Source organism: Flavobacterium melibiosi (genome assembly GCF_048158545.1).
Taxonomy (GTDB): Bacteria; Bacteroidota; Bacteroidia; order Flavobacteriales; family Flavobacteriaceae; genus Flavobacterium; species Flavobacterium melibiosi.
The window spans coordinates 1-24,851 of record NZ_JBLNKU010000009.1 but is presented as its reverse complement, the minus strand read 5'-3'; the positions used below and the strand labels follow the sequence as shown (position 1 = coordinate 24,851).

Annotated in this window: 25 protein-coding genes; 5 read left to right on the top strand and 20 right to left on the bottom strand. The window is 32.9% G+C overall.

The genetic code is table 11. From position 1 onward, the window contains the following. Positions 1-13: 13 nt before the first annotated feature. On the bottom strand, positions 14-1,144 hold the full coding sequence (gene tgt, locus ACM55F_RS11885; protein ID WP_416854015.1) for a tRNA guanosine(34) transglycosylase Tgt: 1,131 nt from the start codon (positions 1,142-1,144) through the stop codon (positions 14-16). Between the two features lie 551 nt (positions 1,145-1,695). Beyond that, positions 1,696-1,860, bottom strand: coding sequence for a hypothetical protein (locus ACM55F_RS11880; RefSeq protein WP_416854013.1), 165 nt, complete (start codon positions 1,858-1,860; stop codon positions 1,696-1,698). A gap of 592 nt (positions 1,861-2,452) precedes the next feature. Here ACM55F_RS11880 and ACM55F_RS11875 point away from each other — a divergent pair. Both ACM55F_RS11875 and ACM55F_RS11870 read left to right on the top strand, forming a co-directional pair. After that, a complete protein-coding gene (locus ACM55F_RS11875) occupies positions 2,453-3,712 on the top strand; it encodes an asparagine synthetase B (RefSeq protein ID WP_416854012.1) in 1,260 nt (419 codons plus the stop codon). 38 nt (positions 3,713-3,750) lie between these two features. Further along, positions 3,751-4,662, top strand: coding sequence for a glutaminase (locus ACM55F_RS11870; protein ID WP_416854011.1), 912 nt, complete (start codon positions 3,751-3,753; stop codon positions 4,660-4,662). 332 nt (positions 4,663-4,994) lie between these two features. Here the strand turns inward: ACM55F_RS11870 and ACM55F_RS11865 are convergent, their stop codons facing one another. The 3 genes from ACM55F_RS11865 to cphA form a co-directional block, all read right to left on the bottom strand. Next, a complete protein-coding gene (locus ACM55F_RS11865; protein ID WP_416854009.1) occupies positions 4,995-5,249 on the bottom strand; it encodes a Txe/YoeB family addiction module toxin in 255 nt (84 codons plus the stop codon). Then, positions 5,246-5,497, bottom strand: coding sequence for a type II toxin-antitoxin system Phd/YefM family antitoxin (locus ACM55F_RS11860; RefSeq protein WP_143388783.1), 252 nt, complete (start codon positions 5,495-5,497; stop codon positions 5,246-5,248). Before ACM55F_RS11860 ends, ACM55F_RS11865 begins: the two co-directional genes overlap by 4 nt. Before the next feature lie 84 nt (positions 5,498-5,581). After that, on the bottom strand, positions 5,582-8,206 hold the full coding sequence (gene cphA, locus ACM55F_RS11855; RefSeq protein WP_416854008.1) for a cyanophycin synthetase: 2,625 nt from the start codon (positions 8,204-8,206) through the stop codon (positions 5,582-5,584). 264 nt (positions 8,207-8,470) lie between these two features. Here cphA and ACM55F_RS11850 point away from each other — a divergent pair, with 264 nt between their 5' ends. Beyond that, on the top strand, positions 8,471-9,343 hold the full coding sequence (locus ACM55F_RS11850) for a cyanophycinase (RefSeq protein WP_416854007.1): 873 nt from the start codon (positions 8,471-8,473) through the stop codon (positions 9,341-9,343). Between the two features lie 70 nt (positions 9,344-9,413). Beyond that, a complete protein-coding gene (locus ACM55F_RS11845; RefSeq protein WP_416854006.1) occupies positions 9,414-10,256 on the top strand; it encodes an isoaspartyl peptidase/L-asparaginase in 843 nt (280 codons plus the stop codon). 241 nt (positions 10,257-10,497) lie between these two features. On the opposite strand, the gene ACM55F_RS11840 is transcribed toward ACM55F_RS11845, so the two are convergent. From ACM55F_RS11840 to ACM55F_RS11795, 10 genes are all read right to left on the bottom strand, one after another. Then, entirely contained in the window at positions 10,498-11,301 is an 804-nt protein-coding gene (locus ACM55F_RS11840) for an endonuclease/exonuclease/phosphatase family protein (RefSeq protein ID WP_416854004.1), read from the bottom strand. Positions 11,302-11,315: 14 nt separating this feature from the next. Continuing rightward, complete coding sequence (locus ACM55F_RS11835; protein WP_416854003.1) at positions 11,316-12,002, bottom strand: nucleotidyl transferase AbiEii/AbiGii toxin family protein; 687 nt, start codon at positions 12,000-12,002, stop codon at positions 11,316-11,318. Next, positions 11,995-12,516 carry a hypothetical protein gene (locus ACM55F_RS11830; RefSeq protein ID WP_416854002.1) on the bottom strand — a complete coding sequence of 174 codons (522 nt, stop codon included), beginning with the start codon at positions 12,514-12,516 and terminating at the stop codon, positions 11,995-11,997. Before ACM55F_RS11830 ends, ACM55F_RS11835 begins: the two co-directional genes overlap by 8 nt. 154 nt (positions 12,517-12,670) lie before the next feature. After that, the gene (locus tag ACM55F_RS11825; RefSeq protein WP_416854001.1) at positions 12,671-12,919 is read right to left on the bottom strand and encodes an exonuclease/endonuclease/phosphatase family protein; all 249 of its coding nucleotides are present in this window, start codon (positions 12,917-12,919) and stop codon (positions 12,671-12,673) included. A 196-nt stretch (positions 12,920-13,115) separates the two neighbouring features. Beyond that, positions 13,116-13,553 carry a hypothetical protein gene (locus tag ACM55F_RS11820; RefSeq protein WP_416854000.1) on the bottom strand — a complete coding sequence of 146 codons (438 nt, stop codon included), beginning with the start codon at positions 13,551-13,553 and terminating at the stop codon, positions 13,116-13,118. Between the two features lie 634 nt (positions 13,554-14,187). Continuing rightward, a complete protein-coding gene (locus ACM55F_RS11815; RefSeq protein WP_416853999.1) occupies positions 14,188-14,493 on the bottom strand; it encodes a hypothetical protein in 306 nt (101 codons plus the stop codon). A 168-nt stretch (positions 14,494-14,661) separates the two neighbouring features. Beyond that, positions 14,662-14,949, bottom strand: coding sequence for a hypothetical protein (locus ACM55F_RS11810; RefSeq protein WP_416853998.1), 288 nt, complete (start codon positions 14,947-14,949; stop codon positions 14,662-14,664). Positions 14,950-15,164: 215 nt separating this feature from the next. Next, on the bottom strand, positions 15,165-15,833 hold the full coding sequence (locus ACM55F_RS11805; protein ID WP_416853997.1) for a DNA-binding transcriptional response regulator: 669 nt from the start codon (positions 15,831-15,833) through the stop codon (positions 15,165-15,167). A 10-nt stretch (positions 15,834-15,843) separates the two neighbouring features. Next, complete coding sequence (locus ACM55F_RS11800) at positions 15,844-17,313, bottom strand: tetratricopeptide repeat-containing sensor histidine kinase (protein ID WP_416853996.1); 1,470 nt, start codon at positions 17,311-17,313, stop codon at positions 15,844-15,846. A 312-nt stretch (positions 17,314-17,625) separates the two neighbouring features. Further along, the gene (locus ACM55F_RS11795) at positions 17,626-17,805 is read right to left on the bottom strand and encodes a hypothetical protein (protein ID WP_416853995.1); all 180 of its coding nucleotides are present in this window, start codon (positions 17,803-17,805) and stop codon (positions 17,626-17,628) included. A gap of 344 nt (positions 17,806-18,149) precedes the next feature. Between ACM55F_RS11795 and ACM55F_RS11790 the strand changes: the two genes are divergently transcribed. Further along, entirely contained in the window at positions 18,150-19,019 is an 870-nt protein-coding gene (locus ACM55F_RS11790) for a hypothetical protein (protein WP_416853994.1), read from the top strand. A gap of 44 nt (positions 19,020-19,063) precedes the next feature. Here the strand turns inward: ACM55F_RS11790 and ACM55F_RS11785 are convergent, their stop codons facing one another. The 5 genes from ACM55F_RS11785 to thrS form a co-directional block, all read right to left on the bottom strand. Beyond that, positions 19,064-20,527 carry a tetratricopeptide repeat-containing sensor histidine kinase gene (locus tag ACM55F_RS11785; protein ID WP_416853993.1) on the bottom strand — a complete coding sequence of 488 codons (1,464 nt, stop codon included), beginning with the start codon at positions 20,525-20,527 and terminating at the stop codon, positions 19,064-19,066. Between the two features lie 419 nt (positions 20,528-20,946). Continuing rightward, entirely contained in the window at positions 20,947-21,291 is a 345-nt protein-coding gene (rplT, locus tag ACM55F_RS11780; RefSeq protein WP_035633036.1) for a 50S ribosomal protein L20, read from the bottom strand. A 100-nt stretch (positions 21,292-21,391) separates the two neighbouring features. Beyond that, complete coding sequence (gene rpmI / locus ACM55F_RS11775; protein WP_022827375.1) at positions 21,392-21,589, bottom strand: 50S ribosomal protein L35; 198 nt, start codon at positions 21,587-21,589, stop codon at positions 21,392-21,394. Between the two features lie 95 nt (positions 21,590-21,684). Beyond that, entirely contained in the window at positions 21,685-22,242 is a 558-nt protein-coding gene (infC, locus tag ACM55F_RS11770; protein ID WP_370273076.1) for a translation initiation factor IF-3, read from the bottom strand. A 16-nt stretch (positions 22,243-22,258) separates the two neighbouring features. Further along, positions 22,259-24,205: a threonine--tRNA ligase gene (thrS, locus tag ACM55F_RS11765; RefSeq protein ID WP_039109229.1), complete on the bottom strand. Its 1,947-nt coding sequence runs from the start codon at positions 24,203-24,205 to the stop codon at positions 22,259-22,261. Between the last annotated feature and the right edge of the window lie 646 nt (positions 24,206-24,851).

Sequence of the window (24,851 nt, the reverse complement as noted above, 5' to 3'; positions counted from 1 at the left end):
CAAATTAACGAATTTACAACCTCTGGCTCATATTCTTCACCATCATTTCTTTCCAAGGTCTGAAATCACCCGCTAAAATATGTTTTCTGGCTTCACGAACCAGCCACATATAAAAACCAAGATTGTGTATGGTGGCAATTTGTTTTCCAAGGTATTCATTGGCAGCAAAAAGGTGACGCAAATACGCTTTCGTATATTCTGTATCCACGTAAGTGATTCCCATTTCGTCAATTGGCGAAAAATCATCTTCCCACTTTTTGTTTTTGATATTTATAGAACCATTCGCCGTAAACAACATTCCGTTTCTGGCGTTACGCGTAGGCATCACACAGTCAAACATGTCAATTCCTAGGGCAATATTTTCCAAAATATTTATCGGAGTTCCTACGCCCATCAGGTAACGGGGTTTGTCTTCCGGTAAAATTTCACAAACTATTTCGGTCATCGCATACATTTCCTCTGCAGGTTCCCCTACTGAAAGTCCGCCAATCGCATTTCCTTGTTGATTTGAATTTGCAATATATTCTGCCGATTGTTGGCGTAAATCTTTATAACAACTTCCTTGAACAATTGGGAAAAACGTTTGTTCGTACCCGTATTTAAAAGGCTGCGTATCTAAATGATTGATGCAACGATCCAGCCAACGGTGGGTCATTTTCATGGAGCGTTTTGCGTAGTTATAATCACAAGGATACGGCGTACACTCATCAAAAGCCATGATAATATCGGCACCAATGGTACGCTGAATTTCCATCACATTCTCTGGTGTAAAAAAGTGGTACGAACCGTCAATATGCGATTTGAACTTTACACCTTCTTCCTTAATTTTTCGGTTGGCTGATAGCGAATAGACTTGATACCCACCAGAATCCGTCAAAATATTGCGGTCCCAGTTCATGAATTTGTGCAAACCGCCTGCTTTCTCAAGAATTTCGGTTTGTGGTCGCAAGTATAAATGGTAGGTATTTCCCAAAATAATATCTGGGTTTATATCGTCTTTCAATTCTCTTTGATGCACGCCTTTTACGGAACCAACGGTACCAACAGGCATAAAAATTGGGGTTTCAATCACACCGTGATCAGTGGTAATACTTCCCGCTCTGGCTTTGGACTGCGGATCTTTTTTTAATAAATCAAACTTCATAAACACGTTTTTCTCCCGACCGTTCGGGACGGCAAAGATAGGTTAATTTGAAACCCACATCAAAAAAATATTTTTCTTCCAATGAAATGAAAAAGTGGGTTCCTGACAACCAAAATTTAAATTTTTTTTTCAGAATAAAATTAGATAATTACATAATATAAAAATTTAATTACCATTTGGGAATTATCATTTAGCAAGGGCTAACAAAGCAGTTTTTGAATCGAATCATCTTCCAAAATTTTAAATTTGGCTGTGACCTCGTTGCAGAACTAAAGGTACAAAATTCTATTTTTACAGCAACAAGTGCGGGCTATTTTTGTAATTTCTCTTGCCTCGTTTTAAGAACGAGACAAGGGAGGATTTTCACTTTTATCCCTCACACAAGAAAATTGGAATTTCAACTCCAAAAAAAATTTTCGGTTTCAAAAGAGACAAAACCTAAAAGGATTTGAATAAAAATAATTCTATCAATATATTATTGTAAAATCAAACTTCAAGTCGTAAAAAAAACTGTCTTTTGGGACAGTCTTTATTCATTTATATAAAAAAAATTAGTTGAATTGTGCAGATACATATTCAATTAATTTTTCATCACTCATTTTATTAGAAGTACTTTCTTTAGCCTCTACATTTTTGAATTGTGGAGTCTCATTCAAATATTTAATAAATTGTTCTTGAGCTGTGCCGGTTACATATAATTCATCAACATTTTGCATGTGTGAAGTGATATTTTTGAATAATTTGTGAAGCGAATCTCTTTCAGCATTGTTTGCTGCATTTTCACTAGAGTTACTGCCTTTACCATTAGCTTTTTAATGGCCTAATATTACGAATTCACCTAAATCTACATTTTCTCTACCTACAATAGTTGCATGATGTAAATCCATCCAAACACCAAATTTTTTTTTACTTTTTTCTGACATTATATATTTATTTTGTTAATACTATTATTAAATTGACAAAAGCGTGCCGTGAAGGGTTAAATAAATTTTATTTCAAAAACAGGTGATGGTTTTCAAGTAATGGAAGAGATTCATTGTCTCGCTTTTAACAAAATAAATGTTTAACTTCCTTACTAGCGCTCATATTCGTAACCCAGAATCAATTTTTTACTTAAAATATAAACACTTTCCTTTCAGTAATTTCAAAAAAAAATACTGCCTCACCTTCATCATTTAAAGGAGTAGTTTGGCTATACATATTTTTACGTGTTTATTTCTAAAATGATTGTGTCATTTATTTAAACGTTAAATTTTAGTCATTTAAATCTGTTCCTTTCTATCTTTGATGTATAAAAATTAATAAACGATGTCCAAACGATTCTTATTTATTCTTATTATTCTTTTGTCAATAAGTGTAAAAGCCTCTTTTATTTTGTTGCCAATGGATGAAACCATGCAACAAAATCATTTAAAGGCATATGGAATCACGTATTGGTGTTTGGACAAAAATTACAAAGCCAGTTGGTTGCTGAATTATAGAGGTGGTTCTTTTTTATTGCCTGATGCTGAAGAAATACGCAAAGAGTGCCAGATTAGGGGAGTGAGTTTTGAGATCCTTTCGGATAGTGAAGAAGCCAGAATTCTAGATGAAATTTCGAGTCCTTCTCAAAATATGGAAACGGTGATACTTGAAAAAGCGCCAAAAGTTGCCGTTTATACGCCAAAAGGAAAACAGCCTTGGGATGATGCGGTGACACTGGTGTTGACTTATGCCGAAATTCCTTTTACACCTATTTATGATGAAGAAGTATTAAGTGATCAGCTGTTACTTTACGACTGGTTGCACTTGCATCATGAAGATTTTACGGGGCAATACGGTAAGTTCTATGGAGCTTACAAAAATGCGCCTTGGTACATCGAACAAAAGAAAGATGCCGAAGCATTAGCAATTAAATTAGGGTACTCGAAAGTGTCACAAGAAAAGGGCGCTGTAGCCAAAAAAATCAGGGACTTTGTTATTGGCGGTGGATTTATGTTTGCGATGTGTTCAGCAACAGATAGTTTTGATATTGCTTTGGCTGCTGATGGTGTAGACATTTGCGAAGCTATGTTTGACGGTGACGCCAGTGATGCTAATTATCAATCTAAGATGAATTACAATAATTCGTTTGCTTTCAAAGATTTTATTTTAGAAAGAAGACCGGAGCAATATGAATTTTCAGATATTGATATGACTATGAAAAGAAGAATTCCTATGGATAAGGATTATTTTACCTTAATGGAATTTTCGGCAAAATGGGATCCAATTCCCAGTATGTTGTGTCAAAATCATACACAGTTGGTAAAGGGATTTATGGGACAGACAACTTCTTTTGATGCTTCGCTTATAAAGTCTAATATTTTGGTGATGGGAACTTGTGAGTTGAATAGCGAAGCACGTTATATTCATGGCGAAAAAGGTAAAGGAATGTTTACTTTTTATGGTGGCCACGATCCTGAAGATTTTCAACATCAAGTCGGAGATGCACCCACGGTTCTTGATTTACATCCCAATTCCCCTGGCTATCGCTTGATTTTGAATAATGTTTTGTTTCCTGCAGCTAAGAAGAAAAAGCAAAAAACCTAACTGAAAGTTTTCAAAAAACATTTTATTAAATTCCTTACATGAACTATAAAAAAATTTTGCAAGAAGTATATCAAGAGGCAAAAATACTTCCAAGTAGTGGTAATGTTTCTACATCAATACCCGAATTAACAAAAGTTGACCCGGATAAATTTGGGATTCATTTGATAAGTATTGAAGGCGAGGACTTTGGAATTGGAGATAGCAACGAAAAATTTTCTATTCAAAGTGTCTCTAAAGCTTTGACTGTAGCCTTGGCATTTTCATTCTTGGATGAAGAGATTTGGGAACGAGTAGGCGTAGAACCTTCAGGAAGTGCATTTAATTCATTAGTACAATTGGAATATGAAAAGGGCATTCCTCGAAATCCATTTATCAATGCAGGAGCAATTGTTATTGCAGATATGCTTGTGACCCATTTGGAAAATCCTAAACAAGATTTTTTGGATTTTATACGAATGATTTCAGGAAGTCCAACTATTGATTTTAATTTAAAAGTAGCACAATCTGAGAAAGACACTCGGTTTAGAAATGCCGCATTGGCTAATTTTTTAAAGTCATTTGGGAATATTACAAATGATGTAGAAACGGTTTTGGATTTTTATTTCCATCAGTGTTCCATAGAAATGACGTGTAAGGAATTAGCTCATTCCTTTTTCTTCCTTGCCAATGAAGGAAAAACGATATCAGGAATACAAGTTTTAACTAAAAGTCAAGTAAAACGATTGAATGCTTTAATGCAAACATGCGGTTTTTATGATGAGTCAGGTGAATATACTTATAAAGTAGGATTGCCGGGAAAAAGCGGAATAGGTGGCGGAATTGCAGCTTTATTCCCTAAAAATTTCGTGGTTGCCACTTGGTCACCACGATTAAACGAAAAAGGGAATTCAGAATTAGGGATGAATGCTCTAGAATTATTGACTACTAAAACTGGAATGTCGATTTTTTAGAAAAAACAGAAAAAACCTCGAAAGTTTTTGCTTCCGAGGTTAATATTTTATGACTATCCGTAATGCGAACTAAAATCATTTCGAATACAATTTTAGTCGTTTGTACATTTATAAAGCATAAATAGTAGCCCACAGATTGTACAGATTATACCGATTTACACGGATTTTTTTACTTGGTGAATCAAGATAGTTATTTAAATCTGTGCAAAATCCGTTCAATCCGTATTATCCGTGTGCCCTATTTTATCCTTTGGAACATATTGCGGACTGTCATATAATATTTAATGTGATTTTAAATCCTAATCCGTGTCAACTTTTTCAAGACTAGACAATTAATAATGGTATTTACAAGTAATTATTATCAGATCTTCTTCTTTTATGGTATAAACCAAACGATGTTCGGAGTCTATTCTTCTTGACCAATACCCTAGAAGTTCGTGTTTTAAAGGTTCCGGATTTCCGATTCCTTCAAAAGGAGTTCTCGTTGTAGATTTTATTAACTCATTAATTCTTTTGAGTTTTGATTTATCTGTTTTTTGCCAATAGAGATAATCATCCCAAGCTTGTGAATGCCAAATTATTTTCATTCTTCAATCAATTCTTTTTGGAATGTTTTTTTATTTTTTACGTCTTCGACTGCTTTCAGTAATATTTCTCTGTTTTTCCCTGATAAAAGATAATTGGTCTCTTTTAAAGAATTATACTCATCAAGCGAAATTAAAACCAAATCTTTATTGTCTTTTCTTTTTACGATGATTTCTTCCATATCATCAATAACACTATCCATCCATTTTTTTAGATTTAGACGTAAATCGGTATAGTTTATTACTTTCATTTTAAATTATTTTAAAACAAAATTACAAAAAAACAACTCAATTAAGTACTTAATTGAGTTATTTTTAATTTATTGTATTTAAAGCTAGACAGTTCCGTGTTCGTTTTCTTTATCTAAATATTCTTGTACAATATCGATGGCATTAGTGACTACATCACTTAATGCAGTTATAAAACTTCCTTCTTCGGCGCAATTGATAGCGTGTTTAATGGCTTCAGTTTCTTTAGGAATAATTTCATAAGTAACTATTTTGCCTGAAGTTTTAATTCCATCGAGGATTAAATTAATAATTTCGTCTTCGGTTCTTCCTCTCAGGTATTTTTCTTGACGAATGATAATATGGTCAAACATTCGAGCTGCTATATTTGCACATTCTCTAATGTCTTCATCACGTCTATCACCAACTCCAGCGATAATTCCTATTTTTTTGGTAGCCTCAACACTTTGTAAATACTCTTCAACTCCTTTGTAACCTGATGCATTGTGAGCAAAATCAATCAATACTTTGAATTTTTTAAACTCAAAAATATTCATACGACCGGGAGTTTGTGCTGCACTTGGAATAAAAGTCTGCAAGGACAAACTAATATCTTCGGTTTTAAATCCCCATAAATAGCTGGCTAAAGTTGCCGCAAGTACATTGGCAATCATGAATTTTGCTTTCCCGCCCAGTGTTAAAGGAACGTGTGTGGCACGCTCAATTCGGATTTTCCATTCCCCTTTTTTGATGGTAATGTATCCGTTTTCATATACGGCTACTGTTTTACCTTCGGCAGAAAGTTTTTTGATGAAATCACTGTCTTCGCTCAAACTAAAATAAGCGACATTGCAATTTAGATCTTGACCTATTTTTACACAATGTTCATCATCTCCATTCAAAACTGCCCAGCCGTCTTTCTTGATACTTTTTACTACTGTCGCTTTAACTCTGGCCAAATCTTCTAAGGTGTGAATGTCACTTAAGCCCAAATGATCTTCCTGAATATTGGTAATAATTCCGATATCGCAAAGGCTGAACCCCAAACCGGAACGAAGGATTCCACCACGAGCCGTTTCTAAAACTGCGAATTCCACCGTTGGATCTCTCAAAACATATTCGGCACTTAGAGGTCCGGTAGTATCTCCTTTTTCCATCATGTGATTTTGAATATAAATCCCATCCGATGTGGTGAATCCCACTTTGAAGCCATTATTTTTTACTATATGTGCCAAAAGTCGGGTAGTGGTGGTTTTACCATTGGTTCCCGTCACAGCCATTATAGGAATACGAAAGGATTTACCCGGAGGATATAACATGTCAATAACCGGTGAAGCAACGTTTCTGGGCAATCCTTCAGAAGGAGCAAGATGCATTCTAAAACCTGGAGCCGCATTGACTTCCAGTATTACACCACCGTTTTCTTTTAACGGTTGAGTTAAATTCTCTGCCATGATGTCAACACCACAAATGTCCAATCCAATTACTCTTGAAATTCTTTCGGCTAGAAAGATATTTTCTGGGTGCATCATGTCAGTAACATCTACAGAAGTCCCGCCAGTGCTTAAATTTGCAGTGGATTTAAGGAATACTATTTCACCAATTCTTGGAATGGTTTCTAATGTATAGCCTAATTTTTCTAATAAATCTTCGGTATCTCTATCGATATCTATTTGAGTTAATACATTTTCATGGCCATAACCTCTTCTAGGATCCAGATTGGTTGTCTCAATTAATTGATGAATGTTGTCTTTTCCAGTTCCTATTACGTGAGCGGGAACACGTTTTGCGGCGGCAACTAATTTATTATCTATCACCAATATTCTAAAGTCGAAACCGGTAATGAATTTTTCAACGATGACACGTTTGCCATATTCTTGCGCAAAAGTCAAACCTGAAACTGCATCTTCCCAATTAGTGACATTAATGGAAGCGCCTTTTCCATGATTCCCACTTAAAGGTTTTAATACGAGAGGATAACCAATTTTTTTAATAGTTTCGGCCAAACTTTCCTCGTCAGTACAAATACTCCCATTGGCAACGGGAATCGATGCCATATCCAACATTTTTTTGGTTTGCTCTTTATTACAGGCAATATCTACAGCAATACTACTCGTTTTACAAGTGATTGTTGCTTGAAAACGCATTTGATTAATTCCATATCCTAACTGAACTAAGGAATTTGTTCCAAGTCTTATCCAAGGAATATTTCTGGAAACGGCTTCTTCTACAATACTTCCCGTACTTGGCCCTAGTCGCACACGTTCCCGTATTTCCCGCATTTTTTGTAAGTCGGCATTCAAATCGTAATCCGTTCCGGCGATTAACGCTTCTGCAATTGCAACAGAAGATTCTGCAGCAAAAAGGCCAACATTTTCTTCGGTATAACTAAAGACTACATTATAAGTTCCTGGAGTTTTTGTTTCTCTGGTTCTTCCAAAACCAGTTTCCATTCCTGCCAAAGATTGTATCTCAAGAGCAATATGTTCAATTACATGTCCCATCCAAGTACCGCGTTCCACTCTGGAAAAAAATCCGCCACGACAACCTTCAGAACAGCGATGCTCAATCATTGTAGGGAACATGGCTTCAATGCGTTCTCTAAATCCTTCTATTTTATTAGTTGGAAATTGTTCCATTTCCTCCAAATCCAATCGCATTTGTATTAATTTTTTTCTTTGGATACTCCAAATATTGGGTCCACGAAGGGCTTGTACTTTAATTATTTTCATAAAACGGAAATGTTATTTTTTGAATTGAAAAATGGATTTGTAATGAATTGATTTTAAATTTGATAGATTCTAACTTTGAAAAAAAGGCAGGTATTTAGATAGTGTTTTTTTAGAAAAAGTACAGAATGCAACTAAAGTAGCTTTTTTAAAATAGGAATCAAAATTTATTTCTTTAAAAATAAACAATAATTATTCAGTTTGTTATAATTTAAAAAAAAAGGCTACATCAATGGCTTTTTTTATCTTTTTGGTTATTTTTACAAAATGAATATACTAGGAAAACTAATAATAATAGGAGGTGCGGTAGATAAAGGAAGTTTTACTGAAACTGATTTAGATAAAAATGCAACTAGCAATTTAAACTTTTTTGAAACTGGGATTTTAAAAAGGATACTAAACGAATCAAAACACAAAGAGAATTCTCGAATAGAAGTTATTACAACTGCTTCAGTAATTCCAAAAGAAATTGGTCCGGAATATGTTAAAGCATTTGAGTATTTGAATGCCAAAAATGTAGATATACTTACTATAGAAAGACGCGAACAAGCTGCAGATGAAACCGTTTTAGCACGATTAAAGGCTGCCGATATCGTTATGTTTACCGGAGGCGATCAATTGCGATTGACTTCCATTCTTGGAGGAACACCGTTTCATGACATTTTATTGGATAAATACCATAAAGAAGAATTTATTTATGCCGGAACTTCTGCAGGTGCTGCAGCAGCATCCAATAATATGATTTATCAAGGGAGTAGTTCTGAAGCTTTATTGAAAGGTGAAGTAAAAATTTCTAGCGGATTGGGTTTAATAGACGGTGTTATAATCGATACTCATTTTGTACAACGCGGACGAATTGGCCGACTTTTTCAAGCGGTTGTTGGTAATCCCAGAGTACTGGGAATAGGGCTTGGGGAAGATACAGGATTGTTGATTACCAATAATACCCAAATGGAAGCTATTGGTTCCGGATTGGTTATTTTGGTTGATGGTCGTGAAATAAAAGATACTAATTTGACGAAAGTAGAATTAGGACAACCGATATCAATTTCACATTTGGTAACACATGTCATGAGCAAATTTGACACCTATAATCTAGAAACGCATTTAATGCATATACAATCTTCACATTATTTGTAATTCAGGTTTTGGGTAATTGGTCTTAGGCTTTGGTCCAAATATTCAATACCCAGTACTCAACATCCATACCATGAAACTAATTATACACGGCGGTTTTTTCTCAGAATCTTCTACTAATCACGAAACAAAAGTTGCCAAGCAAAACGCGCTGGAGCAAATTGTAAAAGATTCCTATGCATTTTTAAAAACACATTCAGCATTAGAAACAGTTGTTTATGCCGTTTCCCTTTTGGAAGATGACGAATTGTTTAATGCAGGAATTGGTTCCCAAATACAAAGTGACGGTAAAATAAGAATGAGCGCTGCGATTATGGATGGTGAAACTCAGAAAATGAGTGGCATTATCAATATCGAAGAAGTGAAAAATCCCGTTCAGATTGCCCAAATATTGATGCAATATGACGACAGGGTTTTGGGTGGGAGTGGCGCAACTAATTTTGCGCGGGAACACGGTTTCGAATCTTTTTCAACCGAGATTCCGCAACGTAGAGCTGAATATGAAGCAAAACTGAAAGCACTGGGAACAGGAACGGTGGGTTGTGTGGCTTTAGATCAAAACGGAAAAATTGCCGTGGCTACTTCAACAGGTGGAAAAGGTTTTGAAATCCCGGGACGCATTTCAGATTCGGCAACTGTAGCCGGAAATTATGCCAATGCAATTTGTGGTGTGAGTTTAACTGGAGTGGGCGAGGATATTGTAAGTAATGCAACAGCTGCCAAAATTGTCACTCGGGTTACCGATGGCTTTACATTACAAGAAGCCTTTACTAAAACGTTCAACGAATTAAAACCTTATAATGGTTTTGCCGGTGCGATTGCTATTGATAAAGAAGGAAATATGTTTCATCAGGATTCGCATCCCAGTATGGTTTTTGCCAGTTTTGATGGCCATAATTTTGAAGTTTTCGATTGATTTATTGGCACACAGATTAAACGGATGGAACAGATTTTCACTGATTTTATGTCCATTAATCTTTTTGTACCATGGATTATTTAGATGCAGATTACATGAATTTTTACCAGATTTTCAATGATAATTCATGAAATCATTGAAGTTTTTATTTTGAATTAGTAACTATATGTATGATTTTTTTAATTCGTATAAATCTGTTCAATCCGTTTAATCGGTGTGCTATTTATTTTATTCAATTTTATCAATTTAAAGAAAATTCAAACCAGATAGGAATATGATCGGATATTATTCGGGCTTCTTTTAGGGAATTAAAGTTTTTGTAAAACGAAATAACCCCCGAGTTTATGGTATTGATTTTCGAAGTTTTGAAATACATATTGTCAAATTCTGATGCGAGGCATTTATCATTTTTGCATTCTTGTTTCAGTGATGTTTTTTGGTCAACCAAAATAGACTGATACCCCATTTTCTTCAAAGGATTGAAAACCGTATGTGATTGCGGACAATTGAAATCACCTGCAAAAATTAAATTCAAAGTGGGATATTCATCGGGTAAAAATTTGAAATATTTAATCTCGGTTTCCGGTTGTTTATTTTTGGTTATAGCATGAAAATTAACGACTGTGAATTGTTTATTTTCATATTCAAACGTACAGAAATAAGGTTCTCTGTCAATCTCCAAATGGTATTTTTTTTCAAGCCAGGCTCTCCCAATTTTCTTTAACTTGGCTGTTTTCCAGATAAAAGCGTAGCGTTCGGTTTTATAAGCACTGCTGCTGGTTGGGTCACTAATTACATAATCCCATTTGGCTCCTTTGCGATTGAGTTCATCCGCCAGTTTTGCTACTGCCTGCGCTCCACCGTAACCCGCTACCACTTCCTGGATGGCAATAATATCATACTCTTTTAGTGAATTTGCAATGTAGTTGATTGTTTGTTCAGATTTTGATTTGCCAAAATTTTCCAGATTCCAGGAAAGGAGTTTGGTTTGGGAGTGGGTGTATTGACAGACTAGGATTAAGAGTAAAAAGGATATTTTTTTCATGAAAGGTTGAGGAATTATTGAATGATGAAATTGATTTTTTCCATTAAAAGTGCGAATCGTTCTCTCGCAATTGAAGGATGAATATGCATGGATAGAATTTCAGTTGCATTTTTATGATTTGTTAAAAACTTTAGCTCCTCTTTTAAATAATTTTTTACTTTTTCGTCAGAAGATAAAATTTCATTGACAATTGTTGTTCTATTATCTAGTATAAATATAATGTCTTCAAAATCATGACTGCTTCTATAATCATTTAAACCTCGGTTTTTAAATGCTTCAAATTTGGTTGCCAAAAAATAGGGTGCACTTAAAATTTGGATGTTTAAGTTGTTTTGAATTACTACTGTTTTTAAATCCTTAAATCCTGGTATATACCAGCTATTTGCTTCGCCAATTGAACTATTTTCTGCAGGCATAATGTCAATTGAAATTCCTTTAAATGTATAACTACAAATAGCATGTCCGAATGGATCGGGAAAAAATTCTAGCTCGGAGAGACGTTCTTGAATTTTTGTCCATTCGTAGTAACTGTCTAATTTTAAAGTCATGTCAATATCTTCAGTTGGTCTTATTTCTTCGGCAGCCAAATCATCGTTGTAAAGATTAATCACGGCACCACCAACAAATACCACTTTTTCTCTTAATTCTTTTAATCCTAATGCAACATTGGCTAGTGATTGAATATCTACAAAATTACTCATTCAAAATTCTTTTTTTTAATTCCATTTTTGCAATTTCTTTTTCTCTTGTGCTTCCAACGCGCATGACATCCACTAATGCTAAAAGCTCATGTAATTCAGTATCCTTTAAACTGGCTTCAATTGCTGAACTGTAAAGGGGTATAATAGCCTGTCCTCTAATGTTTCCTTTTGCATAAGGCCAAACATATATTTCTGTTGCACTTACCATTTTATTTATTGGGGCAGCAGAATGTGCTGTTGCAATACCCCGAACTAGTGCAGCCGGTTTTTGTGGAAAAGCATAACGAATACCGTGTATTAAAAACTCATAAAATGCCATTTTATTAATTTTTTTGCCTGAAAAATCAAGTAACTGTCCATATTTAGAGCGTTGTAACGATTGGCTGATCTCCGATTGGCTCATGTTTAGTTCTTGTGCCAATGTTAGTTGTTGCCATTCTTTATCTTCTAATGCTATAATTTTTAATAAAACCAGAATATCTTGTGGTTTCATATTGTATTTTGACTGTATCATAATTGATTAAATATTGCATATTTCGATATGCAATATTATGACATATTATGTTATTTTGCAACACTTTAAAAAAAAATATCGCATATTGCGATATGCGATATAGTTTGTAAATTTAATATTGCCCAAAGTCAGGAGACATTGGAGAGGGGAGTCACTAATCCCATTTGGCTCCTCTCTGATTGAGTTCATCTGCCAGTTTTGCTACTGCCTGCGCTCCACCGTAACCCGCTACCACTTCCTGAATGGCAATAATATCATAATCCCTAAGCGAATTTGCAATGTAGTTGATTGTTTCTTCGGATTTTGATTTGCCAAAGTTTTCCAGATTCCAGGAAATGAGTTTGGTTTGGGAAAAAGCAACGGTAGAAATAAAAAGGAGCAAGAAGGAAAGGAAGGATTTCAATTTGTTTTAATTAGGTAAATACTAATACTGTGATTCAAAGTTAAGATAATAACAGGAAGTTTAAGGCTTCAAAATTTATTTTTATGTTTAATCCTTTTGAGGCAATTTGTAAACCACATTCATTTTTTATTTGATATTCAAAAGCACAGTTTGAATATCATTTAATTTAGGAATAAGCAGTTTTTATATATAGTATTCATATAGAAAATTGATGTAAGGCTTCGTTACTATTTTTTATTTTATAGTTGTAAATCTCTTTTCGAACATCATTTACTATATCTATCATTTCATGTTTTGATTTTACAGGTACTTGTTTTTCAAAAGTCTCCCCATTTTTTAAACGTATTTTAAGGCCATAACTTTTATAATCATTCATTTTAAAAATGATTGTAATAACTATTAAGAAAGCTATAATTAGGATTATGTCAGTTTGTAGATACAAGAAAGAAAATGCTGCGATGCCTATTGACAACAAAATAATTAAAAGGCTATAAATAGGTTTTATTTTGTTTACTGTAATATAAATTTCATCTAATTCAGAAAATGAAATTTCTTTTTTCGGTTTTGACTTGTAACCTAATATTAGTCCATTTTTAACTAAAGTTATTTTTTTGAATTTAGTATTAATAATCATAGTTGTAATTTTTTTATTCCTGATTGGTGGATTAAGTTTGATTTTTTATTTGATAATGGAGTAGGGTCATGCGGTATGCTTGCTATTTTTTAGCGCGCACTTTTTTATTTATTTTTCCAAATTATATATGCCAAATAAATGATACAGATGATACTCATATCTATTGAAGCTATTTGTATTGAAAATAATGGATTAAAATTTGAAAAAATTAAAGATTACATAAATTTGGCTTTTTAATAGACTCCAAAATTACTTTCAATTAGAATCACTTCCTTGCGGGAAACCTCATTTGGGATTGAAAAAAATGTATTGCACACCTTAAACATTGGTACACAAACTTTATGGGTTTAAAATATTTTTATTCTAAAAGCTATTTACCGAGTGTTTTTTTAGAAATAATGAAGGATTTAGATTGTAATACTTTGATGCTGTAATATGGATCTCATTAAGTATAGTTTACATTATTTTCTGTAATTTTTCCTAATTATTTGATCATCGTCATATTTATAATCGGAGGTATTGTAATAAATTCGTTGCTTTTTTGTCTTGTTTTTTGGCACAGGATGGAAGCGTAAAAAATAGGATGAGTCCCATGAGGAATAACTTTTTCATTGAGGCACTTAATATTGAAAATTTACTCACAACAAGTATTGACTATTTTTATCTGAATTTTCATTACTTTTTTTATTTGCTCACCAGTCAATAATCCCCTTTTTTTGGCTTTCTCCAATTTCATGCCTAAAGCTTCCCATTTTACTTTCATATATGGGTATTTTGATAATGAAATTGAATTTCCTTTAAGCGATTTTTTATAATGAATAATATATTCTTTTGCATAATTTGAATAATCATCAATTCGTTTGACCCATTTCTGATTCATAATGGGATTGCTTTTTGTCGGCGTATCATTAAATATAAATTCAGTATTGTTTTTTATCATCACTTAATTATTTTATGAAATTGGGTTTTACTTTTTTTTAAACAAAAAAGTAGACACAATAAGAGTTATGTCCTTACAGGAAACCGTAAAGCAGGAAATAAGAATAAGTTTGAAACTTAATCCAGATTATTTTTTTTGTATGAATTTACACAGAACTTAAGGACTGGATTATAATTTAATCCAGTTGCTCGCAATCCAGTCTAATAATTCTTCTCGATAAATTTGATGTTCTAAAATAGAGTGTTGTAAAAAGCTTTCTACTTTTTGGAAACTTGCTTTTGTTTGAGGGACTTTATATTTTTCTAAAAACTGATTACAAAAATGGACTACTTCGTATTCTTCCGTTTTATCTACATAAATGGCATTAAAAATTTCAGTATGGTTGGGATTATTTGTTTTGCCGATAGTTTGGGTATATCCTGTAAATGCTAAGTCTTCAGTTGTAAAATTGGCCATTTTTTAAATTTTAAAGTTAAACAGGCCAAACGTAATTCTAATAAAAATTAATTCTTTACGGGAAACCGTAAAAGGAGTAATTATTTTCAAAAAAATTAAAAAAATATTTAGTTCCAAGATTAGGAATTACTTTTTTTCAAATTGATTAGTCACTATCATTTCAACTGGCTATGACTTTTTGGCCTCCTCTTTTTATAGGAGGATAGTGGAGAAGATTATACCAATCCTAAATCTTTGGTTATGGAAATAAGATGTACATTGTTGGTGGCTTTGAAGTATATTTTGAGTTTATTGATTCGTTTCTCGATGCTACTACTGCCATTGGGAATGATTCCGGATTTTTTAAATTCTAATGCTATTTCGTCTAGAATTAATCCTTTAGATAAAAATTTCAAAAGTGAAATATCATAGGCTTCAATTTCTAGGATTGATTTGTCTCTTAATATATGGGATAATTCAAGGGAAATGATTTTATCATCATTGTTAAATATGTTTTGAACAGCATTTTTAAGTTGAGGAATGCTATTGCGTCCCTTAGATATGTATGCATTTATTCCAGAATTATTAAAAAGGGATTTGATTCTAAAGGATTTATCTTCAATAGAAAATACTATTGTTTTGATGTTTGGTTGTAGTTTTTTCACAGCGTCAATTAACTCCTCACCTGTAGAGAGTCTATTTTCTCGATGATCGGGTTTAAATGATAAATCACTTATCAGTAAATCAAAAGGCTCCTCATCATGAAGTGCTTTTTTTATTTTCAAAAAAGCATCATCACAGTATTTTGCATGGTGAATTTCTACAACAGAAAGTTCCTCGAGTGCTTGAACAACTGTCATACTGATACTGTCTAAATCTTCGGCAACTAAAACTTTACGGAACATAAGGCTATTATTATATTGGAAAAATGAAACTTACTTTGAATCCTTTATTGGATTTAGTATCAAAAGTAGTTGTTCCTTTTATAGCCTGAATACGGTTTTCCACATTTTGTAGTCCATTTCTCGAATTTTTTTCATCAAATGTCGCTCCAATGCCGTTATCAGTGTAATCTATTTGTAATTTATTTTCATTTTTTTTGAAAGTTAATATGACTATACTACATTGGCTGTGCTTTTTCATATTGACAAGTAGTTCTTGGAGCACACGGTAAACAGTTATTTTTTTATTATTGTCTATAGTTGCCCAATTGATAGTATCAATTCCATTGGTCAATATATTAACTTCATTAGTGTTAAATCCGGACATCATATCTTTCAAGTTGGATATAAAAAGAGAGCCTGTCTCGATAGTACTGTTTTCTTTAGAAATATTTCGTGTTCTGGAATAAATAGTATCCAAATTGTTAAGCAATTTTTCTTTGTTTTGGCTGTTGGAAAGATCTTGTGTTTCTGCAAAAGCCATAGTATGATAAACATCGTTAGCCAACTCATCATGTAGTTTTTTTGCAATTCGGATTTCAGTATTGTAGGAGGTTTTTATTTTTTCTTTTTTACTTTTGGCTACAAGAAAATTGAATATGAAAATACTGATCAAAATGATAATTCCAACAACAAAATATAAAAGCTGGTTTCTATTTTTTTGTTGCTCCAATTGAAGAGCATTCTCTGCTTTTTGGGCTTTTAGTTTTAAATTTTCTTCTTTTTCTTTTTTGGAATCGTATTTTATTTTAGCAAATTGATTTTTTGCCTTTTGTCTCACTTTGTTAATGCTGTCATTAATATGTAGGTGTAACATGGAGAATTTTTTTGATTCATTCCCAATGCTATTTTCAATCAATAGTGCTAATGATTTTAGGCGAATATTTACATTGTTAATTTCTGTGGCTTTTTCATAGGCCATTCTTGCATAGCTGTTTGATTTTTCAAAATTATTATCTTTATAAAATTCCGTAAAATGAATATAACTTGCCATTATTCCAAAGCTATCTTTTATCTGTTTTCTTATTTTCAAAGATTGATTCATATAGTCAAGGCTTTTTGGATCACCAATTTTAAAATAGCAATAGCCTAAATTATCGAGTGCTCTGGCTTGGTTCTCGGCACCGTTTAAAAGATCTTTATTTAGGGCTAAAGGGAAAAGAATTTGTATGGCATGTTGATAATCTTCTTTATCCATGTATACCACTGCAATATTATTTTTAAGGACTACTTTTTGTAATTCATTATCTGCTTGTTTGTAGGCTTGATTGTAATAATAAATGGCATTGTCATAATCATATAGGTTCTCATAATTAATCCCTAATAGATTAAAAACAGCACATTTGTAAGCTGGATTTGTATTTTTTCGAAATAGTGGTAAGATTTCAGTAGCTGTAGTTTCACTACTCGAATAATCACCTTCATTTTGTTGAATGATAGCCATTTTTAATAATGAATAAATTATCTTTTCATTATCTGTTAAAACATCAGAAGTAGATTTTATTTTATTATAGTAATAGAAGGCACTATCGTTTTTTTTGTTTTCAAAATAGTTTTCAGCAAGTGTTAAATACTTTGCATAATCTGTATTAACTTTAGATTTTGAAATATTTTGCTGTTCTTTTTTGCAGGATTGTAGTGCAAATAATTGTACAAGTAATAAAATGTAAATCGGGAAATGGAACCTTTTAAGTATCATTTCCCGAAAATACAGAAATTAATTAAAATATAGGAACATTCGAATTAACAATTTATATTATGGTTTTGGAGGACTAATCGGAGTTTGACCATTTTGTCCATCAATTGGATCACTGTCCGTGTCAGCAGATATTTGTTGTTTGTTATTGTTTGGAGTTGTTTCCACTTCGTCATTGGTACAAGAAACCATTGCAACACATGTAATTATATAACACGATACTAGAATTATTCTTTTCATTTTTTTGGAATTAAAATTAGACATAGGTTGGGCTGTCCGATATTCAAATCGAATCTTTGCCCAAATAGGCAAGCCATTAAAAACAGTTTGATCTTTCGCTTTTTGGGAAGTGAAGTGCGCTGAAACAGAATAGATTATTTATACTTCCCGAATAAACTTGCCATGCTGTTTAGCGACACTTTTTTAGAACTAGTTTTGTACATTTGTCTTGATTGCAATTCAAAACAGGAACTGATTCTGTAGCAAAGAAATGCTGTCTTTATTGAATAATTTTAATGAAATTCCGGTAATTCCAGTAATTCCGATGAATTCCGTTTAATGCTTGTTAATACCAGTAAATGCTTATGAATAAAATTACTTTCGAACAGTATAAGAGTGCCATTAAAGTAAAATATGAAGAGAAGAAAATAGAAGATGTTTCGGGTATTTTATTGAATCCTACGCCAGCTCAATTACGAAATCTGTGTTTGATGATTTTCGATAATTCGGTATCAAAATCTGATGAAAATATATTTAAATTATTTTTTAATGTAAAAGAGGAGGGGAGTTTAAGGAAGTCTATGGAGAATTCTGATATAGCTAGATTTAGACCTATTATATCATTTTTGAAAGGAGAGAAAGATTCAGACAATTCCACAAGGATTGAATTGGCAGCCATTCTTATTGATTTTAATCCAAGACCTTACAATAAGTATTTGCTTAATGTAAAAATTAATGAAATAGGTAATGTAGAGGTTCCTTCATTAATGGAGAAAGATGAAGCGGGTGATGAGAATCTTCCTTTAGATAAATGGGTTGAAAAGGGATTTGAACCAAAGAATATTGGTAGAATCGAAAAAAGAAAAGTAATTATTTTTACTGTATTCTTATCCTTGTTTTTTATGGGGTATACTGTAAAGAATATAATTTTCCCCGAAAAAGAATGTATGATGTGGGACGGCAATCATTATGAAGCTGTGGATTGTGAAAATAAAAAATTAGGTCCTGAAAATTCTACATCAGTTGAAGTTTTAAACGAAGATTTATTATCCTTAAAAAAAATCGAGGTTAACACAAATTCTGTTTTCTTCAAAAAAGGTAAACCTATAGTTTGGTATGGAAAATCATTTGATGGAAATTACGAATATTTCAATCAGCCTGGACTACATCCAGAAACAGAGAAAACATTAAAGCCAATATCTAAATATATTATTAAAAAATATATACGTAGATAATGGCTTAATCAATTGAAAATTTGACAACCAAAAATAAGGCTATATTATATTGGAAACATAAAACTTACTTTGAATCCTTTGTTTGATTTAGTGTCAAATAAAACAGTTCCTTTTATGGACTGGATGCGGTTTTCTACATTCTGTAATCCATTTTTTGAGTCTATTTTTTCAAATGTAGCTCCAACCCCGTTATCACTATAACCTATTTGTAATTTTCCTTCATTTTTTTTGAAAGAGATTACGACTAAGCTGCATTGACTGTGCTTTTTCATGTTGACAAGCAATTCTTGAAGTACACGATAAACAGTGATTTTTTTATTGTTGTCTAAAGTCGTCCAATTGATTGTATCTATTCCATTTATCAATATATTCACTTCATTGTTATTAAAGCTGGACATCATTTCTTTTAAGCCGGATAGAAAGAGTGGTCCTGCTTCTATAATACTATTTTCTTTGGAAATATTTCTGGTTCTGGAATAAATTGTATCCAGATTGTTAAGTAATATTTCTTTATTTTGGCTGGTGGATAAATCCTGTGTTTCAGCAAAAGCCATGGTATGATACACATCATTAGCCAACTCATCATGAAGTTTTTTTGCAATTCGAATCTCTGTAGTATAGGAGGCTTTTATTTTTTCTCTTTTGTTTTTGGCAATAAGAAAATTAGATGTTAAAATACTTATCAAAATAATAATTCCAACACCGAAATATAAGAAGAGATTTCTGTGATGTTGTTGTTCTTCTTGAATTATCTTTTGGGCTTTTAGTTTTAGATTTTCTTCTTTTTCTTTCTTGGAATCGTATTTGATTTTAGCAAATTGATTTTTTGCTTTTTGTCGGACTTTATTAATACTGTCATTAATATGGAGATAAAGCAAGGAATATTCTTTTGATTTATTTCCAGTACTGTTTTGTATTATTGATTTTAGACATTGAAGACGGTCATCAACAACGTTTACTTTAGTTGCTTTTTTGTAGGCAATCATAGCATATTTATTAGATAAATTGGGGTTTCTCGTTTTGTAATATTCTGATAAATTGTAATAGCTTGAAACCAATCCCCAGTTATCTTTTATTTGCTCTCTTATTTTTAATCCTTTATTTAAATAGAAAAATGCTTTTGAGCTTCCAGATTTATCATAGCTGTGTCCCAAATTATCATTTATTCGAGCAAATGTTCCGGGATTATTTATAAGCTCTTTTTTTAAGATCAAAGGCAAGAGAATTTGTATTGCTTTTTGATAATCACCTTTTTCAGTGTAAGCCATACTGATATTATTAATAATGCCAGATTTTATTTCTTCATCAGTTTTTGAATTTATTGCTTTTTTGAAATAATAGATTGCATTATCATTATCAAATGTGATTAAGTAATTGTTTCCTAGTCCAATATATATGTTAGTTTCTCCATATAGATATTTATTAGAATTTTCTATAAACGGAAAGGCCTCAATACTTGTAGTTTCACTTCCAGAATGATCTCCTTGATTACATTGTATTTGTGCCATCCCACTTAAGGAGTGTATGATTCTAGAAGTATCTTTTTTTAATTCTGCGGCATGTTTAGCTTTGTTATAAAATAGTATGAACTATCAAATTTGCCATTTTCATAATGGCTATGAGCCTGTTTTATTAGTCGTTCAATTTCGGCTGTGTTGTGCTGTTTTAGGTAGTTTTTTTGTGTTTTTTTCTCACAAGATTGAAGTATTAAAAAAAGCATTAGTATTAAAATATAAACCGGAAAATATTGCTTTTTGAGTATCATTTGCCGAAAATACAGAAATTAATTACAACACAAAAGCGATCTGATTAGTATAATTTTTATTTCCTATAGATGATTTAAATGCTATTTAAAACACAAAAAACCTCAATCTTTCGATTGAGGTTTCTATATAAGTAAGTAATCTAAATTGAGTTGATAAAACGTTTATTTTACTTTATTAAGTACAGCTTTGAAAGCTTCAGGGTGGTTCATAGCTAAATCTGCAAGAACTTTTCTGTTCAATTCAATTCCGTTAGCTTTTACTTTACCCATGAATTGTGAATAAGACATTCCTTCCAATCTAGCTCCAGCGTTAATACGTTGAATCCATAAAGCACGGAAATTTCTTTTATTCACTTTTCTGTCACGGTAAGCGTAGCACATTGCTTTCTCCACCGCATTCTTAGCAACTGTCCAAACGTTTTTACGTCTACCAAAGAAACCTTTGGCTTGCTTCATTATTTTTTTTCTTCTTGCTCTTTTAGCAACTGAATTTACCGATCTTGGCATAATTTTACTGTTTTTTTGTAGCAGGCGGCTTGAATTTAATCAAAAGCACTTAATGGCCATACTCCAAGGTTATTTGAAATTGTTTTAACCTAAAGAATTATTATATAATTCTTAATTGTTGTTTGATGCTTTTCATATCTGTTTTGTGAACTAGAGCTGAGTGTGTCAAAGCTAATTTACGTTTTTTAGATTTTTTAGTCAAGATATGACTTTTAAAAGCATGCTTTCTTTTAATCTTTCCAGAACCAGTAACTTTAAAACGTTTCTTGGCGCTAGATTTGGTTTTCATTTTAGGCATTTTTTCCTAGTATTTTAATTTATTCTTACTTACTTATCTTTTGTTTAAAGCTTCATGTTTAAAGTTCGAACTGAAAACTGAACACTGCAAACTGTTTACTTTTTCTTCTTTGGAGCAATGAACATAATCATTCTCTTTCCTTCCAGAACTGGCATCGCTTCCACTTTACCAAATTCTTCAAGATCTGTAGCTAATCTTAATAATAAGATTTGACCTTGATCTTTATAGATAATCGAACGTCCTTTAAAAAAAACAAATGCTTTCAATTTCGCACCTTCTTTCAAGAACTTCTCAGCATTCTTTCTCTTAAATTCGTAATCATGCTCATCTGTTTGAGGTCCAAAACGAATTTCCTTAACGACTACTTGCGTAGATTTCGCTTTTAGGATTTTATCACGTTTCTTTTGCTCGTAAACAAATTTCTTGTAATCCATGATTTTACAAACCGGAGGTTCAGCATTAGGAGAAATCTCAACTAAATCCAATTCAAATTGATCTGCTAATCTTAAAGCTTCCGAAAGTTTAAAAACTCCAGGTTCAATATTTTCACCTACAAGTCTTACTTCTTGTACACCACGAATAAGGCTGTTTATTCTGTGGGCATCTTTTTTTTCTACGCGAGGTTGGTAACCTCTGTTGCTTCTTATTGCTATGACTTTATAATTTAAGTTAAACTGTAAATACTTTTAATGTTTTATTGATTTCTTCGTTTACAATAGCAACAAATTCTTCTATTGTAACGCTAATATTTCCTTTTCCTTCCTGCCCATGACGACGGATTGAAATAGTTCCGTTTTTCTCTTCTTCCTCACCTACAATCAACATAAACGGGGTTTTTTGCATTTCTGCATCCCTGATTTTCTTGCCAATTGTCTCGTTTCTATTATCAATGAGGGCGCGAATTTCGTGATTTTCTAGCAAATCTAAAACTTTTTTCGCATATATTTCATATTTCTCGCTCAAAGACAATATTATAGCTTGTTCAGGCATTAACCAAAGCGGGAAATTTCCTGCTGTATGTTCTAGTAAAATTGCAATAAATCGTTCCATAGATCCAAAAGGAGCTCTGTGAATCATAACGGGTCTATGCAATTCGTTATCAGATCCTTTATACGTCAAATCAAAACGTTCCGGCAGGTTATAATCTACCTGAATCGTTCCTAATTGCCATTGTCTTCCCAAGGCATCTTTTACCATGAAATCCAGTTTTGGGCCATAAAAAGCAGCTTCGCCATATTCAACTACTGTATTCAACCCTTTATCGGCAGCAGCATTGATAATGGCATTTTCCGCTTTTTCCCAGTTTTCATCAGTACCTATGTACTTATCTCTATTCTCTTTGTCTCTCAAAGAAATCTGAGCCGTAAAGTTTTCGAATCCTAATGAACCAAATACATATAGTACTAAGTCAATTACTTTTTTAAACTCTTCGTCCAGTTGTTCTGGAGTACAAAAAATATGGGCGTCATCCTGAGTAAACCCTCTTACACGAGTCAAACCGTGTAATTCACCACTTTGTTCGTATCTGTAAACTGTACCAAATTCAGCATAACGCTTAGGTAAATCTTTGTATGACCAAGGGCGTACATTATAAATTTCACAGTGATGAGGACAGTTCATGGGTTTCAATAAAAACTCTTCTCCTTCTGCTGGAGTGCTTATAGGTTGGAAGCTATCAGCACCATATTTTGCATAATGCCCTGAAGTTACATACAATTCTTTCTGACCAATATGTGGCGTAACTACTTGCTCATATCCGCCTTTTTTCTGTGCTTTTTTCAAAAACTGTTCTAGTCGATCTCTTAAAGCAGCGCCTTTCGGTAACCACAATGGCAAACCTGCACCTACTTTTTGTGAAAATGCAAACAACTCAAGTTCTTTTCCTAGTTTTCTGTGGTCACGACGTTTTGCTTCTTCCAGTAATTCTAGGTATTCTGTTAAGTCTTTTTGTTTGGGAAACGAAGTTCCATATACACGGGTCAACTGTTTGTTTTTCTCGTCACCACGCCAGTATGCACCGGCAACACTCATGATTTTCATCGCTTTGATGATTCCGGTATTCGGAATATGACCACCACGACATAAGTCAGTAAATGTGTCATGATCGCAAAACGTAATTGTTCCGTCCTCAAGATTGGTAATCAATTCAGTCTTGTAAACATTGTCTTTGTATAATTCCAAAGCTTCTGCTTTAGAAACAGGACGCAGTTTGAATTCATGTTTTCCTCTTGATATTTCAAGGACACGATCCTCAATTTTTTTGAAGTCAGCATCTGTTATTTTCTGGTCTTCAAAATCTACATCATAATAGAATCCATTAGATATTGCTGGTCCAAGAGTTAATTTTATTCCAGGGTACAATTCCTCAAGAACCTGTGCCATCACGTGGGAAGTGGAGTGCCAAAAAGCTTTTTTTCCATCAGCATCATTCCACGTATATAATATAAGACTGCCGTCCGTCGTCAAAGGAGTTGTGGTTTCCACAGTTGTACCATCAAAAGAAGCCGAAATCACATTTCTGGCGAATCCTTCACTAATGCTTTTAGCAACATCCATAGGAGTTACCCCTGGAGCAAACTCTTTAACTGACCCGTCGGGCAAAGTAATCTTAATCATTGTTTATTATTTTAAGAATGCAAATATAGACCATTACAAAAATACATACAATATATATGTAAGGTTTGTTACTATATAGGTGTAAAAACTAAATCGGTACTCCTTATATGTAGGTAAAGAACGAATGTTTCTATTTAGGAGCTATTTCCCGCTATTCGTTTCAATCTTTTCTCTCGTAAAGAAACGAGAGAAAAGGATTTCCACTGCTATCGGGGCTAGGGGAGTCGTTTTGGAGGTGTAATCCGTTCATGACGACAATAAACCTTATTGTTTAGAAAGTTTCAATAGATTGAATAAAGTAGTAATAAGGTTGCTTGTGTATAGAGACATCCATGTTTTTTTTACCCATAAAGTCACTCTTTCCTTCGGAGAGTCCCGAAGCTTCGGGATGGATAGTTAAAAAACTTCATGCTCCAAAAACCATGTTTTCAGTGGGTTAAATTTTAAGTTAAGGAAATATGAAAAAAAGTGATTAAAAAAGCTTGTTAAAGCGAATAAAGGTGGTACTTTTGCACCCGCAATGACGCAGACGTTCTTTAATAGACTGGCAAGTAAACTGGATTAAAGGAGAAAATTTATTTTCTAAAAAAGATTCTAAAAAGCTTGTGAGATTAGAAAACGCTTGTTACATTTGCACCCCGCAAAA

What these genes read in the sequence shown, in the direction of transcription:
- tgt (WP_416854015.1), bottom strand. Translation starts at nt 1,144, where the DNA reads ATGAAGTTTGATTTATTAAAAAAAGATCCGCAGTCCAAAGCCAGAGCG.
- ACM55F_RS11880 (WP_416854013.1), bottom strand. Translation starts at nt 1,860, where the DNA reads ATGCAAAATGTTGATGAATTATATGTAACCGGCACAGCTCAAGAACAA.
- ACM55F_RS11875 (WP_416854012.1), top strand. Translation starts at nt 2,453, where the DNA reads ATGTCCAAACGATTCTTATTTATTCTTATTATTCTTTTGTCAATAAGT.
- ACM55F_RS11870 (WP_416854011.1), top strand. Translation starts at nt 3,751, where the DNA reads ATGAACTATAAAAAAATTTTGCAAGAAGTATATCAAGAGGCAAAAATA.
- ACM55F_RS11865 (WP_416854009.1), bottom strand. Translation starts at nt 5,249, where the DNA reads ATGAAAATAATTTGGCATTCACAAGCTTGGGATGATTATCTCTATTGG.
- ACM55F_RS11860 (WP_143388783.1), bottom strand. Translation starts at nt 5,497, where the DNA reads ATGAAAGTAATAAACTATACCGATTTACGTCTAAATCTAAAAAAATGG.
- cphA (WP_416854008.1), bottom strand. Translation starts at nt 8,206, where the DNA reads ATGAAAATAATTAAAGTACAAGCCCTTCGTGGACCCAATATTTGGAGT.
- ACM55F_RS11850 (WP_416854007.1), top strand. Translation starts at nt 8,471, where the DNA reads ATGAATATACTAGGAAAACTAATAATAATAGGAGGTGCGGTAGATAAA.
- ACM55F_RS11845 (WP_416854006.1), top strand. Translation starts at nt 9,414, where the DNA reads ATGAAACTAATTATACACGGCGGTTTTTTCTCAGAATCTTCTACTAAT.
- ACM55F_RS11840 (WP_416854004.1), bottom strand. Translation starts at nt 11,301, where the DNA reads ATGAAAAAAATATCCTTTTTACTCTTAATCCTAGTCTGTCAATACACC.
- ACM55F_RS11835 (WP_416854003.1), bottom strand. Translation starts at nt 12,002, where the DNA reads ATGAGTAATTTTGTAGATATTCAATCACTAGCCAATGTTGCATTAGGA.
- ACM55F_RS11830 (WP_416854002.1), bottom strand. Translation starts at nt 12,516, where the DNA reads ATGATACAGTCAAAATACAATATGAAACCACAAGATATTCTGGTTTTA.
- ACM55F_RS11820 (WP_416854000.1), bottom strand. Translation starts at nt 13,553, where the DNA reads ATGATTATTAATACTAAATTCAAAAAAATAACTTTAGTTAAAAATGGA.
- ACM55F_RS11815 (WP_416853999.1), bottom strand. Translation starts at nt 14,493, where the DNA reads ATGATAAAAAACAATACTGAATTTATATTTAATGATACGCCGACAAAA.
- ACM55F_RS11810 (WP_416853998.1), bottom strand. Translation starts at nt 14,949, where the DNA reads ATGGCCAATTTTACAACTGAAGACTTAGCATTTACAGGATATACCCAA.
- ACM55F_RS11805 (WP_416853997.1), bottom strand. Translation starts at nt 15,833, where the DNA reads ATGTTCCGTAAAGTTTTAGTTGCCGAAGATTTAGACAGTATCAGTATG.
- ACM55F_RS11800 (WP_416853996.1), bottom strand. Translation starts at nt 17,313, where the DNA reads ATGGCTATCATTCAACAAAATGAAGGTGATTATTCGAGTAGTGAAACT.
- ACM55F_RS11795 (WP_416853995.1), bottom strand. Translation starts at nt 17,805, where the DNA reads ATGAAAAGAATAATTCTAGTATCGTGTTATATAATTACATGTGTTGCA.
- ACM55F_RS11790 (WP_416853994.1), top strand. Translation starts at nt 18,150, where the DNA reads ATGAATAAAATTACTTTCGAACAGTATAAGAGTGCCATTAAAGTAAAA.
- ACM55F_RS11785 (WP_416853993.1), bottom strand. Translation starts at nt 20,527, where the DNA reads ATGGCACAAATACAATGTAATCAAGGAGATCATTCTGGAAGTGAAACT.
- rplT (WP_035633036.1), bottom strand. Translation starts at nt 21,291, where the DNA reads ATGCCAAGATCGGTAAATTCAGTTGCTAAAAGAGCAAGAAGAAAAAAA.
- rpmI (WP_022827375.1), bottom strand. Translation starts at nt 21,589, where the DNA reads ATGCCTAAAATGAAAACCAAATCTAGCGCCAAGAAACGTTTTAAAGTT.
- thrS (WP_039109229.1), bottom strand. Translation starts at nt 24,205, where the DNA reads ATGATTAAGATTACTTTGCCCGACGGGTCAGTTAAAGAGTTTGCTCCA.